The sequence below is a fragment of the Brevibacterium sp. SMBL_HHYL_HB1 genome, from assembly GCF_018208375.1.
Lineage (GTDB): Bacteria > Actinomycetota > Actinomycetes > Actinomycetales > Brevibacteriaceae > Brevibacterium > Brevibacterium intestinavium.
Genome location: NZ_CP062936.1, coordinates 306,152 through 321,870 on the forward strand (window position 1 = coordinate 306,152; position 15,719 = coordinate 321,870).

A 15,719-nucleotide genomic window follows, 5' to 3' on the forward strand; every position below is an offset into this window, starting at 1 on the left:
TACCCAGGAACGGGCGTAGGGTCCACGACATGGATGCCATGAAGAACTTCGTGAACGTGGGGCCCCGGGAGATCTCGCCTCCCGGATCAGGGACATGATCCGATCCCATCTGCTTCAGGTCATGGCGCTGGTGATGAGGGACCTGCCCCTGAACTTCGACCGCGGCGAACTTCCGGCGCTGACCGTCCACGTGCTGCGGTCGACGAGGATCTGGGACGACGACCCGTCGACAGCGGTCATCCGCTGCCGCTGTGCGGCCGGCAATCTCGACGGGCGCAGCCTTCCGGCCTACACCACCGAGGACGGTGTCGATCCCGCGAACGAAACCGAGACATTCGCGCAGGTGACACTCGAGGTCGACATCTGGCGGTGGAGCGACGTTCCCGCGACGCTGCGCTCGGGAAAGGCGGTCGGCAGCCCGCGCCAGGAGACAGCTGTCACCTTCCGTCGACCACCCCATACCTACTCCCTCCTCGGCGGCGATCCGACGATCAGCGTCCTCGGTGATGCCGCCGAGGAGGGCTGGCGAAGCGTCGAGGACATCCTCGACGCCTTCGACTCCGGAGCTGCGCCCCTGCGGGATTACCGGGCGGAGGCCCGGGGCCGGCAGCCGAGACGGAGCGGTCGGGCCACAACACTGTGATCACAGACGAAAGGTGACAGAGATGAAGTTCCTCAACACGACCATGGAAAAGATCGAATCGGGACGCGCTCTCGACCCGCTCTCCGCACCACTGTCGAAGGCCGCGGGCAGCGTGACGGAGTTCGGTCCGGTGAAGGATGCGCTGTCGGGTGCGTGGCTCGGGCATCCGCTGCACCCGATGCTCACGGACATCCCCATCGGAGCGTGGTCGATGGCCACACTGCTCGATCTCACCGGTGGGGAGGAGAACGCAGCGGTCGCGAAGAGACTCGTCGGAATCGGTGTGCTCTCGGCCATGCCGACCGCGTTGTCGGGTGTCTCCGACTGGAGCGAAGTCCACGGCCCGGCTCAACGAGTGGGCATCGTCCACGCGCTGGCCAATTCGGTCGGCACCTCCCTGCAGGCGGCCTCCTGGTTGGTCCGAGCGAAAGGGCATCGGAAGACGGGAGTCGTCCTGTCGCTCGCCGGACTCTTAGCAGTGGGAGTCGGCGGCTACCTCGGTGGGCACCTGACCTACGCCCAGGGAGTCGGCGTCAAGCGCACCGCCTCCAAGTGAACCGACGAACGGCGCGGACCTCAGCCGGAACCTCGGGCGTTGCGCTCGCTCTTCCACCGGACTCGCTTTCCGCGATTCCACCCGCTGAGGCATCGTCGCCGTCCTGACAGGGCGGCGACGCGGTGTTAGATTGGCGGTTCGAAGGCGAGCCGGTTGCCGGTAAGCTGCCTTCGCAGCCACCGAATGAAGGAGTAGCCATGGCTGGCATCCTCTGGATCCTCGCAGCGATCCTCGTCATCTCAGGAATCTTCGCCATCTTCCGGAAGCAGATTCTCTGGGGAGTTGTGCTCATCGTCGTCGGCTGCCTCGTCGGGCCCGGGGGAGTGAGCATCTTCACCTGAGACGGGCGGAGGGATCGGAAGGGATGGGGTGGTGTCTCCCATCCCTCCGCCTCGATGGCCATCGACCTGATCCAGCAGCGAGGGCGGAAGCCGCGCCCCGGACCGCGCCGCGGCCGGGCACGTTCAGTTCGACGGTCGAGCAGTCAGAGCTCGACATCTGCACCGATGGCACCACCCTCTGCGAGCCATGCTCGATGCGATCGACGCCGACGGTATAGTCTCGGCCCATGCTCGACGTTCTCTCTTCCGCTGCGACGCGGCTCTTCGACTCGAAGGAGCCGCAGGATGTCGCGGTCGCGACGATCATCGCGACCGAGGGCTCGGTCCCGCGCCCTGCGGGAGCATCGATGCTCGTCGAGGCCACCGGCGGAATCGTCGGCTCCCTCACCGGCGGCTGCGTCGAAGGGGCCGTGCTCGAGGCGTGTCAGGACGCGCTTGCCACTGGCTGCGCCGCGGTGCAGGGTTTCGGCTACAGCGACGAAGATGCCTTTGCCGTCGGACTCATGTGCGGCGGCCGCATCGACGTGCTCATCCAGCCCTTCCACTCAGGATGCCCCGGCCTGCGGACAGACACCGGTGGGAGCGAACCGGTCGCCGTGGTGCTGCGGCTGCCCTCAGCCGACGACACCTGTGTCACAGCGGCAGCCGTCTCAGCCGCAGCTGTGGACGAGAGCACTGGGCCGAGCGCCGACGCCCTGGCCGTCAGTCTCCGTCCTCTGCTGCCCGAAGCCGTGCTCGAGACCGCCCGCGCAGCGCGTCGGGGCCTTCATCCGCAGCGGTCGCACCGGCAGAGTCCGGCTTGCCCCGCCGGAGGGCGGGAGCGAGCCGATCGAGCTCTTCGTCGAGACCCGCATCGAGCCGGCCCATCTGCTGGTCGTCGGAGCCAACGCCTTCAGTCTCGCCCTCGTCGAAGCGGCCAGACCCTTGGGACTGCGCATTACCGTCTGCGACCCCCGTCCGTCCTTCGCCGACCAGACATCGTTTCCCGGCGCCGAGGTGGTTCGGGCCTGGCCGCACCGATTCCTCACCGAAGCGGCCGCCACCGGTGAGTTCGACACCCGGAGCATGATCTGCGTCCTCAGCCACGACCCGAAGGTCGACATCCCCACCCTGGCCGTCGCACTCGACCTCGACGTGGCCTACGTTGGGGCGATGGGCTCGCGGCGCAGCGACCGCGACCGCCGCGCCGCGCTGCGCGAAGCGGGAGTGGCGAGCCCAGCACTGGCACGGTTGCATTCGCGATCGGTCTCCATCTGGAGACGTTCACCCCCGCCGAGGTGGCTGTGTCGATCCTCGCAGAGATCCTCGCTGTACGCGGTGGCCGCCGGCAGGTCGTTCCCCTCAGCGACGAACGGGAAGATTCGCCTCTTCACTGAGGCGAAAGGAGTCGCCAGTCGCTGGCTGCATCTTCGCATTCGACTTCGATATGTCAGTTATAGCATTCTGTTGTTCCTCGTGGTGCCTGCCCCTGGCGTGCGATACGACCTCACCTTCAGGACTACAACTCATGACGAGCGCTAGGAAGCATTCGTATGCGATGATCGCTCAGTCATGGGCGTTGGCGGACTGTGGCAGTCTTGCCGATAAGTGCGCGAGCGAGTGCTCGAGCGTGCCAGGGCCAGACAATCAACAGTTTCTCCAAGAAGCTAACCAACACGGTCTCCTCATCTCTCATCTCAACCGAACATGGTCTGGCCCCGGGGGATCCCCCGGGGCCAGAAGGGGAAGCCGTGGACGGGCCCGCATCATTTCATCGTCATTGTGACGTCACTGCCGCGCATCTTGCGTCGAGCACACTGGTAGAAAGACTTGCGGACGCGACCACACGGCTGTGTAGCTCAACCTGGGTGCGGAAACGTCTCACCTCCTTTCAACGAAGATCTCAGCGCCGTTGAACCGGGGAGGAGAACGCTGACAAGCGAGGATTCGGTGGGCGATAACCTGGCCTGCTGAGAGGCGGGGCGACCGGAACAGCAGCCACGGTGCGGAGTGCCTGAAGACCCGGCACCCGCAATGACTCACGACCTGCGGTCCATCACCTGTGTGGTGACTCGTGTCGAGGTCCCGCAGTTCGCGGTGGCTGAGGATGATCGCCCAGAACGCAGCATCGATACCCAGCTGGACGTCTGGTGCACACGTCTGCATGGGAACACCCCACCAGTTGTGGTCAGGCGCTGATGGCTGCCGGTTCAGCAGAGCCTGAGTTGATGGCGATCTTGCGGGGTTTCGCTGATTCCGCGACCGGGATGCTGAGTGTGAGCACACCGGCGTCGTAGTTCGCCGTGATGTTGCTGGTGTCGAGGTTGTCGCCGAGGACGAGCTGACGGCTGAAGGTCCCGCGGGGCCGCTCTGCCGCGACCGAAGACTCCCCGTGGTCGGGGCCGGGCCGTTCAGCTTTGACGGTGACGACGTTGTTCTCAACATCGAGGTCGATGTCGTCAGGATCAATTCCTGGCAGGTCGAGCTCGACGCGGAAAGTATCGCCGTCGCGCCAGGCGTCCATCGGCATCATCACGGGGCGAGCCGTTGTCCCGGTGACTCCGAAGATTTCTCTGCTCAGGCGCTCGACTTCGCGGAATGGGTCAGTGCGCATCATGATCATTGGTGAAACCTCCTTTGCTGGATAGTGAATTCGCGCAGATGATATGATCTACATCATCTGATAGACATATGATGTAGTCGATTAGAGTGCGAATGTCAACACTGTTTCAGGAGGAATTTTGGGACATGGGGAGATGGTGACTTCAGCGTCTGGTGGGCGCTTGTTCTCGATTTCGCATGTTGCGGAGCTGACCGGTGTCGGGGTGCAGTCATTGCGGCAATACGAGGCTCGCGGCCTCGTGACGCCTATGCGAAGTGAGGGCGGGACGCGGCGGTTCAGTCGCGAGGATATTGCTCGTCTGCGGCGTGTGCGGGAGCTGGTTGACGCGGGCGCGAATCTCGCCAGCATCGGAATCATTCTCGATCTGCAGGATGAGAACACCTCGCTTCGGTACGAATTGAGGAGGATGCAATGATGGCAGACAGTGTCCTCCCCGGCGTCGAAGTGCCCGGACCGGACTGGAACGAACAGCTCGTCGACGCAGCAACGCATATCGACGACGGTTACGAAGAGGCTGAGCCTCACTGGGGAACAATCCGCGAGGCGGATGTGGGCGATGTTGCCGATCAATCCATCGTTGTCGAGGTTGATGATGAAGACGAGTGAGAAGCCGCGCTGATCTGATGGCGGCCTATCGGGCTATAGGGGGAAGTTGCTGTGCTTCTTCCATCGGCCTTGCCGGCGTTCGAATGCGAACCGTTCCGCCCGCAACCGCCTCACCCGCTCCACAACGTCCGGGGCGTAACCGTATGCGGCGTCCGTATCCACGATCCCCTCGAGCACGATGGCGTACCTCTCTGCTGGAAGTTCGATTCGCTGGCACAACTCGCGTCGCCCCGCCGCAGTAGACGCAGTCTTCTCGAAGTCGAGGATCAACCGATCATGCTCGGACAGTTCGTGCACAGTGCCGGGGACCATGGAGACCATTGTGACACAGCAGAATTCGACACCGCGTATGTCGCTGCTCACTCTGTCTTGGTCACCTCGATTCAGGGGGACCGCTCGCCGGCCAGTCCGACGCAGTTGTCCGCGGCTGAGCTGGCGATAAAACTTCAGACAGCGAAGCCGACGTGTAGGACTACCCCATAGTGATTACGCTCACTAGGCTTCGGAACCAGAACAATTTTCTATACAACTCGCTGGTCGAGTAGCGGAGGACTTTATGCCCACCACCTCATCCCAGGCTCTTCAAGTGCTGGTCGTAGCCGACCCAGGTCTGCCCAGCAGGCGAGCGGCTTCCATCCACTCCTCGTTAGAGCGATATCTGCGTGAGGCGTATGGGGTCACAACGACGCTGTACACTCGCACCGACACGGTCTATCTGACACCCGAGCGCGAGCTGGCTCTAGACGCAGTCGAAGATCTCCGCGCTGATTACCCCGACGTCAACATCATCCTCATCCTCACAGAGATCCCCCGGCACACCCAGGGCGACCCTCTGATCGCCGAAGTCTACTCGGACCGCAACCTTGCGGTCGTCTCATGCCCCACACTCGGCGCGTGGGCCACCAAGCGCCGCATCATCAAAGTCATGATGAGCTCGGTGAACAAGTTGGTTCCGTGGGACCCCGAAGCCACGACGCGCAAATTTCTGCTCGGATGGTCGAACTGGTCGAACAACGAAGACTCCAGCCATCAGTCCCTGCATGCCCACACCATCACCGGAGGCCCACGGCTGATTATGGGGATGACGATTGCCAACGAACCCTGGCGCACGGCTCCGAAGCTCTCAGGAGCCCTCGCGGCAGCCTCGGCAACCGGAGCTTTCGGCATCTTCTACAGTTCGATCTGGGAGATGTCGACCTACCTGTCCACCCTCCGGCTGCTCTCGATCGGCGCGCTCGCTGTCCTGGTGATGGTCGCCTGGTTGATCGCCAGTCACGAACTCTGGGATCGACCGGTCAACGAAGGTCTGGCCACGGTGGTCATGTACTACAACCTCTCCACCGTCCTCACACTGCTGATCACTGTGCTCGCTCTCTACGCGATATTGGTCGTCCTCATTCTCCTGGGCGGCCTCGTCGTTATCGATCCGGCATTTATGACCCAACAGATTCAGCAAGAGGCGTCGTTCACCAACTACCTCGATATCGCATGGCTCAGCGCAGCCATGGGTGTGGTCGCCGGCGGCATCGGTGCCAGTTTCGACACTGATGCCGACGTGCAGAAAGTGACTCATGGTCAGCGGATGCGGCAACGAGTCTATACAGACAACAGCACAGATGCCGACGACACGGTGGAGAGCAGTTGACTGAGATCTGCCAAGCATGCCGCTAGTCTGCACATTGGGGTGATGTGGAAGAGTCGGCTGAAATCGGGTATCTGCACCCACCTGAGATATAAGCGTGTTCCGAGCCATCACCTCCGACTGCCTCCTGCGTGTTCACTACACACCGAGTTTCGACAAGATGTTCTGCCTGAAGGACGTGAAATGGAAACCCTGTTCGACTCAACCTCGTCTCGGATCATCCCCACACCGTTCGAACCGTGGTGGGAAACTCCAGACTTCAGGGATGATCTCTCCGAGGTCGTTACGAGCAGTGCGTCCGCTGTCGACAAGATCACCGCCCTTGCCCGTCTTCTGCAGCTCACAGGGTGTTCACCTCAGATCGATCAATGGGAAAGGCTGCTTCAACTGGCTGCTATCGACATCGGCGTCGCTCGTATGCTCGAACCCCACGTCGACGCTCTGGGCATCCTGGCCGAGGCCGGACACGAAACACCTGACCCCGATTCGGCCTGGGGCGTGTACGCGGCTGACCTGCCCACACATCGCGTGAACGTGGTCGATGCCGGTGCGGAGAACCTCCTCACCGGCACGAAAGCGTGGTGCTCTTTGGCCGCGGAACTCACCGACGCGATCGTCATCGCCAGCGGCAGCGACGGGAACCGAGCCTACGCGGTGAATCTTCGTGACCCTCGTGTACGACCGCAGACAGGTGCTTGGCCGAGTCTGGGGCTCAGAGAAATCCCGAGCGGCTCAGTCGTCTTCGACCGAGCACCCGCGACGAGTGTCGGCCCCCCGAATTGGTACCTTGACCGTCCCTCTTTCGCTTGGGGTGGGATTCGCGTGGCAGCCTGCTGGTTCGGTGGAGCATTGGGACTGGCCCGGCGTGCAGCCCAAACCCACCTGAACAGGGCTGGGCGCTCGCCGATGGGAGAGATGCAGCTCGGGCAGCTTGATGCTGAGATCTTCGCGGTCCGCACCATGTTGGCGCAAACTGCTGCTGCAGCGGATGGGGATGAGAAGTTCTCGCGAGAACACGCGTGGAGACTGGCTCTGAGAGTTCGCAACAACATATACCGCAGTGCCCAACGGATCCAGCTTCTGAGCCGGGAGCTGGCCGGTCCCGCCGTTCTGACGAGTGATGCGGCATTTGCCAAAGCTGACGCTGATCTCACCGTCTACCTCAGTCAGCATCACGGACCTCGGGACGAAGCTGCTTTGGGCGAGAATATCTGTGCAGAGTCAGATGTCGATGAGGTTTAGCCACCAAGACCGCAGCACCAGAGAAGATGCCTGGGTGCAGGCGGGTGCCCTTGATCTTCCGGCGGTTCCAGAGAGCACAATCGCCACAGGCGGAACCATCATCGTCCTTGCCGCACACCCAGACGATGAAGCGCTGGGAGCCGCTGCGCTGCTCGCACGTGCCGATGAGTGGAGCTGCCAGCTGAAAGTCCTACTCTTCAGCGCAGGCGAGAAATCGCACCCTGAGTCGCCGACGTATACCGGCGATCAGCTCAAAAGCATCCGTCTGGAGGAGTTCGATCGTGCGCTGAGCACCTTCGACAAGGCGCACTCCAGTCGTTTTCTCGATCTGCCCGACGGTCAGCTGCCCGAATATTCAAGCCAGATCAGAGACGTGATCCGACAGGAGATCGCACGATCACATGGGCCGGTGACACTCGTTGCGCCTTATAGCCGGGATGGGCACTGTGACCACGAGGCGGTGGGCGCCGCGTCGCTGGACATCGGGCGATCACATCATGCCGTAGTGCTCGAATATCCCATCTGGTTCTGGCACTGGGCTGTTCCCACAGACCCTCGCTGGCAGGCCTGGGCAGTCTTACCTGCCCCTCAAGGTCTTGATCGAAATGCTCTGCTCCAGTGCTACCCGTCGCAGACCGAAGCGCTGTCGGATCAGCAGGGGGACGAAGCGATCCTCACCAGCGCCCATTTGGAACACTTCATCCGGAGCCACGATACCTTCGTGATCACGGATTTCAGATCCGGTGAGGCATCGGCCGGCTATGGTCAGGAGGGAATAGGCAGACCGATCAATGATGCGTCCACTGCGTCGGCGGTGTTCGATGATGTGCACAGAGAACGCAGTGATCCGTGGACGGTGTGGGAGTCCGAATACGAAATCACCAAACGCGAGACCCTTGTGTCCCACCTCCCGTCGACCTCGTTCTCCCACATTCTCGAGATCGGTTGTTCAGTCGGCGCTTTGACACGAGAGCTTGCCGCTTACAGCGTCAGAGTGACAGCTGTCGATGCCAGCTGCGAGGCGCTGAAAACAGCGAAACGTCTGCAGACGACCACTGCAACCGAAATAGCCTTCCTGCACGCCACTGTCCCATACGAATGGCCCGAAGGGCATTTCGACTGCGTCGTCCTCTCAGAGACCGGCTTCTATCTGACACGTGCACAGCTGCAACGAACGTTGGAGCGCATTGATGAATCAACCCCATCGCGCTTTGTGCTCGTTCTCTGTCATTGGAAGGGCGACATCGAAGATTGGCCTCTGACCGCCGATGAAGTCCATGACGCGTGCCTGGACTACTGGCCCCGACTGCGGAGCGATTTTCGCTCCGAGGCCGAGTATCGTCTCGATATCGTGACGGTGGACAAAACTGACGATTTCCTCCCTGCGGAAGCCGTTGAGTGATCACTCACTTGGGCATCGTCATCCCGGCTCACAACGAACAAGACGAGATCCTCGGCTGTCTCGACTCGGTGGCCCAAGCGTGTGCTCAGATCCCTGACGGGCTCGGGCCATTCTCCACTCGAATCCTCGTCGTGGCCGACGCCTGTAGCGATGAGACGGTGAGTCGCGTCGCAGACTTCGCCGAACAGCATCCACAAGTCACGATACTTGAGACGTCGTTCAAGAACGTGGGCAGTGCCCGGAATTTCGCCTGGAATCACTTCAAGCAGATGGCTGAAGCTGATCGTGATGTCAACTTCGACCTGACATGGATTGCGTTCACCGATGCGGACAGCAGAGTTCCCACCCACTGGCTGACGACGCATCTTGCCATGGTGGAAGCCGGAAGCGACTGCCTGGTCGGCACAGTGTCGCCTCGACCTGATACCGGGTCGGCAGCGCTGATCGCGAAATGGCACTCTCACCACACGTTACTTGAGGATCATCCCCACGTGTTCGGCGCGAACCTGGGCATTCGAGGCTCGTATCTCAACATCATCGGCGGCATGCCTCAGCTGCCACTCGGCGAAGATGCCGCAACCGTTGCTGCAGTGCTCGCCGCCGGGGGAAACGTGAGACGCACCGATACCTGCCGGGTTCTCACCTCGGCCCGTCTGGAGGGACGCGCGGAGGGAGGCTTCAGCAGCTTTATGCAGAGCCTTCTTTGAGACCCGACTCTGTTCACAGCACTTCAGGCCGCCTCCGGCCGAGTTGTTTCCGACAACCCAGAGCTAATCGCGAGAACTGACGACTGTCAGCCTGTGCAGGTCCTTGGGCACATCGACATCGGCCCCGTCGTCGAGGTCGGAGCAGTCGACGAGGTCGACGACAGCTCTGTGCGTCTCCAGCAGGTCGCGGGCACCGACGTCGCCGTGCGCGGCGGCCGCCGCCCGGCTCGTCCAGCTCTCGTCGAAGAGCACAGGGTGACCGCGGTGCAGCGACCCGTTCGCATCACAGTGGCCCGCAGCAGTGATTGAACGGGGACGATGGGCGGCGATGAGACGAGCAACTTCCGCCGCACGGATTCCGGGACGGTCGGGCGTGAACCCCTGGAAGTGGACACATCAATGTGTACTACCAGGCGGCAATGCCCATCATAAATGTGTAATCGACCTCGAAGTCAACCGGTGCTCGATAACCCAGACTCGAATGTCTCCGCCTCGAGTTGTATCGAACCAACCACCGAAACACCTCACGACGACACTCGAGGTCCGAGACCCACCGCTTCGCTCCTTGCAGCGTCTCCCGCTTCAACGCCGCGTTGACCGACTCCGCCAGGGCATTATCAGCACTCGACCCGACCCTGCCCATCGACTGGACCACCCCGAACCGACGACACATCGCCTGAAACGACGAGGACGTATATTGACGACCATGGTCGCTGTGAAAAATCACACCTTCCAGTGTTTCTCTGTTGTTTACTGCATTCTGTAACGCATCCTCGACGAGACTGGACCGCATGTGATCGGCGATCGACCAGCCCACGATCCGCCGCGAATACAAGTCGATGACCGTGGCCAAATACAAGAACTTCCCCTCATCGCCATAGGGTAAGTAGGTGATGTCGCCGACGTAGGTCGTGCCCAACTCAGCGGCCGAGAAGTCCCTGCCGACCAGGTCGGCAAACACCTGAGCATCTGGGTCCGAGATCGTCGTAGTCTTCGGCTTACGCAAGTGGATACCGACCATGCCGTTGTTCCGCATCAGGCGGGCAACCCGCTTACCCTTGATCCACCGATGCAAGTAGCTGGATCAAGCCGCGTATGAAATGGAAATGCCCCCTCTGAACTGGGAAAATGGTGATGTTCAAAGTCAACCAATCCCGCCCAGAAAGGGGCACCTCTCAGGTGCTATTCAATCACACCCCCACGGCTGTGTCCCACTCCTTCGACGATAGGAATCTCACCGCCGCCACCGGGCTGGTCCCGATCATGACACTGGCCCAGAACGCCGGCCTGCCAGACCTCGCCGAAGACCGTCTGACCGTGACGACGACCGGGGCTGACAAGGGCGCGAACCCGGCCCCGAAACTGGCCACTCTCATCGCGGGAATGGCTGCCGGGGCCGACTCGATCGATGACATGAACATCCTCCGCCACGGCGGCATGAAACACCTTTTCGACCGCGTCTACGCTCCCTCGACCCTGGGGTCGTTCCTGCGTTCGTTCGCCTTCGGCCACGTCCGGCAACTCGATGCGATCTCCTCCCGTTTTCTGACTAACCTCAACGCGCACACACCGCTGCTGCCCACGAACCAGGACAGTGCACAGGCGTCAATGATCTTCGTCGATGTCGACGACACCGTCATCGACGTCCATTCCGCGAAAAAGCAGGGAGCCGGGTTCGGCTACCAAGGCAGTCGTGGACTCAACGCACTGTTAGCGACCGCGTCGACGCGCGACTCCAGCCAGATCATTGTCGGCCAGCGTCTGCGCAAGGGCTCAACCTCCTCAGCCCGGGGTGCTGACAAATTCGTCTCTGACGCCCTGGCCACCACAACCCGAATCGACTCTGGCACTTCGGTGTTGGTGCGCGCTGATTCGGCATACTACTCATCAGGCGTAGTCAAAGCCGCCCAAGACGGCGGGGCGGATGTGTCGATCACGGTGCGGATGGACAAAAGAGTCAAAGCAGCGATCGGGGCGATCCGCGACGACGCATGGACGGGCATCGAATACCCTGAAGCGATCTACGACGAGGAGACCGGGGCATGGATTTCGAAGGCCGAAGTCGCTGAGGTCCCGTTCACCGCGTTCACCTCGAAGAAAAAGGCACTGCAAACGACGGGGCGTTTGGTGGTCCGCCGTATCCCTGAACTCAACGAAACTAAACGCATGAGTGGGCAAGACCCATTGTTTGACTTGTTCCGGTATCACGCGTTCTTCACCACCGTCGACCGGACTCGTTTCGACACTGTTGCTGCTGATCACACGCATCGCAAGCACGCGATCATCGAACAGATCAATGCGGAGCTGAAGAACGGTGCTCTGGCGCATATGCCCTCCGGGGTGTTCAACGCCAACGCCGCGTGGGTGACGATAGCGGCGATCACTCACAACCTGCTACGGGCTGTTGCCGGACTCATCGGTGGACGGATGAGCAAAGTCCGCGCTCCGACGCTGCGGACACGGATCATCAGCATTCCGGCTCGGATAGCTCATCGGGCCAGGAAACTGATTATGCATCTGCCCTCGAAGTGGCCGTGGGCAGATGAATTCTCACGACTCTGGCAAGCAGCGTTGAGCCCACCAAGGACAGCATTGTCCTGACCGATTCGCTCTTGCTTCGAGCACGATGCCGCGGGGTCTGGAGGAGACCTTCGGAAACTTTTGTGGAAGAGACTGGTGAGAGACCGGGGCAATGTCTCCTGCCCGCTCACCGATTCCGCGCTCGAATCCGAGCGAGCCCCTGGCATCAAGCAGATCGGTGGATCAAGGCTTACGGTTGACCGGCTCGTCCACGTGCGGGTCATCGGCGAGTTCGGCCGCGATCCGTCGGTACCCATACGTGTGGTCCCAGAATTCGAAGTGGTGCTCAATCCGCTCACACAAAGCATCATCAGCAGCCTGCCTGGCCGTCCGCGCCGACCGGGAGGCACACCACTTATAAAAGCTTGAGCGCTGGATACCCAGCACGAAACACATCCGCTTCACCTCATGGGTGTTTCGGTGGTCATCAACGAACTGGAAGCGGATCACCAGGTCGTCTCTGCCGCGAAATATTTCGTGGCTTTCCGCAGGATCGCTCGCTCTTCTTCCAGCCGCTCCACATCCGACCGCAGAGACCGCTTATCGGCGCGCAACGAATCGTTCTCGACCCGCAGCGAGCAAGCTCCTCCTCGGGTGTCTCGGGCCGATCAGGCGAGCTCGTGGACACCTTGCCAGCTTCCTTCCGCGCTTGGAACACCCACGACTTGATCGCGCCACGGGAGATGCCAAGATCGGCCGCGACTTGGGAATAAGACATATCGGGATGAGTCTCGTACAGCGCGACGGCGTCGGCTTTGAACTCATCGGAGTACTTCTTCATTGGCATGGTTTCTACTCGCATTCTCCGGCCCATTATGGGCCAGACTCAGCGTGTCCACCACTCAGGGTTCATCCCCCGGAGTGCCTCCAACAGCATTGTCAGCGCCTGTTCCTGGGTCTGGGCCAGGATGTCGAGCGGTTCGCCCGAGAAGCGGTGGACCGCGGTTTCGACCTCGCCGTCGACGATGACGGCCAGACACGTCGTCCCCGGTTCCTGCCCGTCCTGTCCTGCCGGGCCTCCGGCACCGGAGGCCGCGACGGCAGCATCGACCTCCATCATCTCGCACGTGGTCCGTGCCATCATCCCCACGGCCCGGCAGGAGATGACCGGGCCGGGCGGCACGTTGAGCAGACGATGCTTGACATCACTCGAATAGGCCACGATTCCGCCCGCGAACCATTCGCCGACCCCTGGGGCCGCAGAGAGGTGGCTGGAGATCCTGCCGCCGGTGAGGGATTCGGCGACGGCGACACGGATGCTGTGCTCGGTGCAGAATTCGGAGAGGCGCTCGGCGATCCCCGTGGCATTGCTCTCGTGCTGTTCAAAGCTGGACACGTGCGTACTCTACTCCGAGTCCGGCGGGTCCGATCATGGTGAGGATCGGGCACCGTGCACTCGCCTGTCTGTGCAGGTCTGCTCCGGGCAGAAGTGAGCCCCGGCGAACCGGGGCTCAGACTTCGACTATCCCAAGTTGTCCGTTGCGGCTGTGTGTCCCATCTGGCGAGCGCAGTGGGAACAGCAGTACATGGCGCCGTCGGCTTCGACCCCATGGCCGAGGATGCGGCATCCGCAATGCGCACAGCTCGGCGCCATCTTCGCTATCGCACATTCGAAGCTGTCGAAAGTCCCGGACTCCTCGCCGCGGGTGAGAGTGAATGCGCGGTCGTAGTCGTTTCCGCACGTATCGCAGACTGCCATGCTCTTCCTCCTTCGCAGTAGGCGGTCGAGCCGTCATTGGAGACGCTGGAGGAGCATCTCCTTGCCCTGTTCGCCGGCAGTGCGGTTGTTCTCCTGGATCCTGCGGAACCAGTCGGCGAGTTCGTCATCGCCCTGCTCTCGAGCATCCTGGATGTAGGTCTCGAGGGTCCACACATTGCTCAGCGAGGCTTCGATGGCCCAAATGAGGTTGTAGTCCTTGTCTTTGACCGGACTGCTGATGTCGGTGACCATTGTGCTCATCTCCTTTCCGCAGGAGCTTCTGCTCCCGCTGGAATCGTCCACGCTAGTGATCCTCTGACGAACACAACAGGGGTTACCGACTGTGCGGCCTCTTGTTACGGTGTGCTTGAAGTGTGCCTGACCGTCCTACGGGCGCACAGCACGTTCGTCGCTGGAATGGCCCGGGGACAGATCTGCGACGTGGGAGGGCCGCAGAGGTGTGAAATCTCCTGCGGATTCGGCGGCGAGCACGCGAGCTGTCGTGCACACGTGGTCCCCACCGTCGTCGAGCATGGCGATGCGTTCGACGGTGATCCGGTTCGGCAGGTCCGCGATCAGGGGCACACCGGCCTCGGTGACAGTGATGTCGAGGCCGGCGAACTTGTCCGTCTCGGAACCGGAGAGGGAGCCGAAGTGACGGGCCAGTTCACGGTCGGTCGTAGTCAGGAAGTGCACGGCGAAGCTCTCGGAGCGCAGCGCGACCCGGTAGGTGTGGTTGGCCTTCGACAGCCAGAAGCAGTACCGCTGCGGACCGATGCTCGCCTGCGAATGGAACCCGACCAGGCAGCCGGCCCGTTCACCTTCGGCCGCGGTGGTGACGACGATGAGCGGTGGGTCGGCCGAACCCAGGAGAGCGTCGAGGTCGGTGCTCATGATCGTCCCTCTTCCGCAGGTCGGGCCTCGTAGCGGAGGAAGACGGTGTCGTCGGCGACCATCGTCGACTCCAATCCGAACTGTGCGATGCCGGCCCCGGACGGGGCGATGCTCACCGGCAGCGGGTCACCGCCCATCATCGGAGAGATCGTCAGGCACAGTTCGTCGAGGCGGTCGGCGGCGACGAGTTCGCCGAGCCAGCGGGGCCCGCCTTCGCAGAGCACCACCTGGTAGCCGAGTCCGGCCAGGGCCTGCAGCGCCTTCGCGGGCTCGACGCGGTCCTCGCCGGCGATGATGACGGTGGCTGCCTGTTCTGCGGCCGCCAGCAGCTCGGGATCGGCCTTCGCGCAGGTGATGACGATGGTGCGCGCATGCTCGGGGGCTGCGGCGAAGACCGATGAGGACCAATCGAGATCGAGGCTGCGACTGACCACCGCCACCGGCGGCATCTCGGACTGGCCCCGACTCCGACGCTGTGCCTGGGCGTCCTCGCTCAGTCGCATCGGCGCATATCCCTCGCTGCGCACCGTCTGGGCGCCGATCATGACGACATCGGCGATCTGCCGCATCCGACGGAACAGATCCTGATCGGGGGCCGTCGACAGGGCGCCGACGCGTCCGTGGATGGCGGCCGTGCCGTCGAGACCGGCCACCATGTGCCCGGTCACCCAGCATTCGTGCCGCGGCCGAGTGCGGTCGACCTCGAGATAGGGGGCCAACGGGTCCGGGATCGGTGCACTGCGTTCGAGTCGCTCCATCTGTGCAGTCTACTCAATCGCTCCAAGCGTCATCGGTGAAGAAACCG

20 protein-coding genes and 2 pseudogenes are annotated in these 15,719 nt (G+C 62.1%); 12 read left to right on the forward strand and 10 right to left on the reverse strand.

All coding sequences use genetic code 11. The features are described 5' to 3' along the window. The first annotated feature begins 94 nt into the window (after positions 1–94). The 5 genes and pseudogenes from IG171_RS01460 to IG171_RS18950 all read left to right on the forward strand — a co-directional run bounded on the left by IG171_RS01460 (position 95) and on the right by IG171_RS18950 (position 3,061). Positions 95–643 carry a hypothetical protein gene (locus IG171_RS01460; protein WP_212129318.1) on the forward strand — a complete coding sequence of 183 codons (549 nt, stop codon included), beginning with the start codon at positions 95–97 and terminating at the stop codon, positions 641–643. Positions 644–665: 22 nt separating this feature from the next. Further along, positions 666–1,199 carry a DUF2231 domain-containing protein gene (locus IG171_RS01465; RefSeq protein ID WP_212129320.1) on the forward strand — a complete coding sequence of 178 codons (534 nt, stop codon included), beginning with the start codon at positions 666–668 and terminating at the stop codon, positions 1,197–1,199. Positions 1,200–1,396: 197 nt separating this feature from the next. Continuing rightward, positions 1,397–1,540, forward strand: a complete 144-nt coding sequence (locus IG171_RS01470) for a GPGG-motif small membrane protein (RefSeq protein WP_212129322.1) — start codon at positions 1,397–1,399, stop codon at positions 1,538–1,540. Between the two features lie 227 nt (positions 1,541–1,767). After that, positions 1,768–1,944, forward strand: a pseudogene (locus IG171_RS18945) (XdhC family protein); the annotation flags it as partial. A gap of 226 nt (positions 1,945–2,170) precedes the next feature. After that, positions 2,171–3,061 (forward strand): XdhC family protein, encoded by an 891-nt coding sequence (locus tag IG171_RS18950; RefSeq protein WP_249203925.1) that lies wholly within the window; start codon positions 2,171–2,173, stop codon positions 3,059–3,061. Between the two features lie 646 nt (positions 3,062–3,707). On the opposite strand, the gene IG171_RS01480 is transcribed toward IG171_RS18950, so the two are convergent. Next, positions 3,708–4,139 (reverse strand): HSP20 family small heat-shock protein, encoded by a 432-nt coding sequence (locus IG171_RS01480; RefSeq protein WP_212131466.1) that lies wholly within the window; start codon positions 4,137–4,139, stop codon positions 3,708–3,710. A 136-nt stretch (positions 4,140–4,275) separates the two neighbouring features. Between IG171_RS01480 and IG171_RS01485 the strand changes: the two genes are divergently transcribed. Together IG171_RS01485 and IG171_RS01490 are read left to right on the forward strand one after the other, a co-directional pair. After that, the gene (locus IG171_RS01485) at positions 4,276–4,557 is read left to right on the forward strand and encodes a MerR family transcriptional regulator (RefSeq protein WP_212129324.1); all 282 of its coding nucleotides are present in this window, start codon (positions 4,276–4,278) and stop codon (positions 4,555–4,557) included. Next, complete coding sequence (locus IG171_RS01490) at positions 4,554–4,748, forward strand: hypothetical protein (protein WP_212129326.1); 195 nt, start codon at positions 4,554–4,556, stop codon at positions 4,746–4,748. Before IG171_RS01485 ends, IG171_RS01490 begins: the two co-directional genes overlap by 4 nt. Positions 4,749–4,781: 33 nt before the next feature. Here IG171_RS01490 and IG171_RS01495 read toward each other — a convergent pair whose 3' ends face one another. Then, complete coding sequence (locus tag IG171_RS01495) at positions 4,782–5,060, reverse strand: DUF3263 domain-containing protein (RefSeq protein ID WP_212129328.1); 279 nt, start codon at positions 5,058–5,060, stop codon at positions 4,782–4,784. 244 nt (positions 5,061–5,304) lie between these two features. Between IG171_RS01495 and IG171_RS01500 the strand changes: the two genes are divergently transcribed. From IG171_RS01500 to IG171_RS01515, 4 genes are all read left to right on the forward strand, one after another. Further along, a complete protein-coding gene (locus IG171_RS01500; RefSeq protein ID WP_249203927.1) occupies positions 5,305–6,393 on the forward strand; it encodes a hypothetical protein in 1,089 nt (362 codons plus the stop codon). A gap of 180 nt (positions 6,394–6,573) precedes the next feature. After that, positions 6,574–7,632 (forward strand): hypothetical protein, encoded by a 1,059-nt coding sequence (locus IG171_RS01505; protein WP_212129329.1) that lies wholly within the window; start codon positions 6,574–6,576, stop codon positions 7,630–7,632. Next, positions 7,616–9,034 carry a PIG-L family deacetylase gene (locus tag IG171_RS01510; RefSeq protein WP_249203929.1) on the forward strand — a complete coding sequence of 473 codons (1,419 nt, stop codon included), beginning with the start codon at positions 7,616–7,618 and terminating at the stop codon, positions 9,032–9,034. The genes IG171_RS01505 and IG171_RS01510 overlap by 17 nt, the downstream gene beginning before the upstream one ends. 8 nt (positions 9,035–9,042) lie before the next feature. Next, on the forward strand, positions 9,043–9,741 hold the full coding sequence (locus tag IG171_RS01515) for a glycosyltransferase (RefSeq protein WP_249203934.1): 699 nt from the start codon (positions 9,043–9,045) through the stop codon (positions 9,739–9,741). A gap of 63 nt (positions 9,742–9,804) precedes the next feature. Here IG171_RS01515 and IG171_RS01520 read toward each other — a convergent pair whose 3' ends face one another. Together IG171_RS01520 and IG171_RS01525 are read right to left on the reverse strand one after the other, a co-directional pair. After that, a complete protein-coding gene (locus IG171_RS01520; protein WP_212129331.1) occupies positions 9,805–9,993 on the reverse strand; it encodes a hypothetical protein in 189 nt (62 codons plus the stop codon). Positions 9,994–10,147: 154 nt separating this feature from the next. After that, positions 10,148–10,795: pseudogene (locus IG171_RS01525) on the reverse strand (IS3 family transposase); the annotation flags it as partial. A 152-nt stretch (positions 10,796–10,947) separates the two neighbouring features. On the opposite strand from IG171_RS01525, the gene IG171_RS01530 reads away from it, so the two are divergent. After that, a complete protein-coding gene (locus IG171_RS01530; protein ID WP_249204272.1) occupies positions 10,948–12,342 on the forward strand; it encodes an IS1380 family transposase in 1,395 nt (464 codons plus the stop codon). Between the two features lie 162 nt (positions 12,343–12,504). On the opposite strand, the gene IG171_RS01535 is transcribed toward IG171_RS01530, so the two are convergent. The 6 genes from IG171_RS01535 to IG171_RS01560 all read right to left on the reverse strand — a co-directional run bounded on the left by IG171_RS01535 (position 12,505) and on the right by IG171_RS01560 (position 15,672). Continuing rightward, positions 12,505–12,771 (reverse strand): IS3 family transposase, encoded by a 267-nt coding sequence (locus tag IG171_RS01535; RefSeq protein ID WP_212129333.1) that lies wholly within the window; start codon positions 12,769–12,771, stop codon positions 12,505–12,507. Further along, positions 12,749–13,102, reverse strand: a complete 354-nt coding sequence (locus tag IG171_RS01540; protein ID WP_212129335.1) for a transposase — start codon at positions 13,100–13,102, stop codon at positions 12,749–12,751. The genes IG171_RS01535 and IG171_RS01540 overlap by 23 nt, the downstream gene beginning before the upstream one ends. Positions 13,103–13,147: 45 nt before the next feature. Continuing rightward, on the reverse strand, positions 13,148–13,657 hold the full coding sequence (locus IG171_RS01545; protein ID WP_212129337.1) for a CinA family protein: 510 nt from the start codon (positions 13,655–13,657) through the stop codon (positions 13,148–13,150). Positions 13,658–14,053: 396 nt separating this feature from the next. Beyond that, positions 14,054–14,272 (reverse strand): hypothetical protein, encoded by a 219-nt coding sequence (locus tag IG171_RS01550; protein ID WP_249203939.1) that lies wholly within the window; start codon positions 14,270–14,272, stop codon positions 14,054–14,056. Positions 14,273–14,407: 135 nt separating this feature from the next. Beyond that, positions 14,408–14,914: a flavin reductase family protein gene (locus IG171_RS01555; RefSeq protein WP_212129341.1), complete on the reverse strand. Its 507-nt coding sequence runs from the start codon at positions 14,912–14,914 to the stop codon at positions 14,408–14,410. Beyond that, a complete protein-coding gene (locus IG171_RS01560) occupies positions 14,911–15,672 on the reverse strand; it encodes a pyrimidine reductase family protein (protein WP_212129343.1) in 762 nt (253 codons plus the stop codon). The genes IG171_RS01555 and IG171_RS01560 overlap by 4 nt, the downstream gene beginning before the upstream one ends. Positions 15,673–15,719 lie beyond the last annotated feature (47 nt).

Coding starts and splice junctions, on each gene's coding strand:
- IG171_RS01460 (WP_212129318.1), top strand. CDS start 95: ATGATCCGATCCCATCTGCTTCAGGTCATGGCGCTGGTGATGAGGGAC.
- IG171_RS01465 (WP_212129320.1), top strand. CDS start 666: ATGAAGTTCCTCAACACGACCATGGAAAAGATCGAATCGGGACGCGCT.
- IG171_RS01470 (WP_212129322.1), top strand. CDS start 1,397: ATGGCTGGCATCCTCTGGATCCTCGCAGCGATCCTCGTCATCTCAGGA.
- IG171_RS01485 (WP_212129324.1), top strand. CDS start 4,276: ATGGTGACTTCAGCGTCTGGTGGGCGCTTGTTCTCGATTTCGCATGTT.
- IG171_RS01490 (WP_212129326.1), top strand. CDS start 4,554: ATGATGGCAGACAGTGTCCTCCCCGGCGTCGAAGTGCCCGGACCGGAC.
- IG171_RS01495 (WP_212129328.1), bottom strand. CDS start 5,060: ATGGTCCCCGGCACTGTGCACGAACTGTCCGAGCATGATCGGTTGATC.
- IG171_RS01500 (WP_249203927.1), top strand. CDS start 5,305: ATGCCCACCACCTCATCCCAGGCTCTTCAAGTGCTGGTCGTAGCCGAC.
- IG171_RS01505 (WP_212129329.1), top strand. CDS start 6,574: ATGGAAACCCTGTTCGACTCAACCTCGTCTCGGATCATCCCCACACCG.
- IG171_RS01510 (WP_249203929.1), top strand. CDS start 7,616: ATGTCGATGAGGTTTAGCCACCAAGACCGCAGCACCAGAGAAGATGCC.
- IG171_RS01540 (WP_212129335.1), bottom strand. CDS start 13,102: ATGAAGAAGTACTCCGATGAGTTCAAAGCCGACGCCGTCGCGCTGTAC.
- IG171_RS01550 (WP_249203939.1), bottom strand. CDS start 14,272: ATGGTCACCGACATCAGCAGTCCGGTCAAAGACAAGGACTACAACCTC.
- IG171_RS01555 (WP_212129341.1), bottom strand. CDS start 14,914: ATGAGCACCGACCTCGACGCTCTCCTGGGTTCGGCCGACCCACCGCTC.
- IG171_RS01560 (WP_212129343.1), bottom strand. CDS start 15,672: ATGGAGCGACTCGAACGCAGTGCACCGATCCCGGACCCGTTGGCCCCC.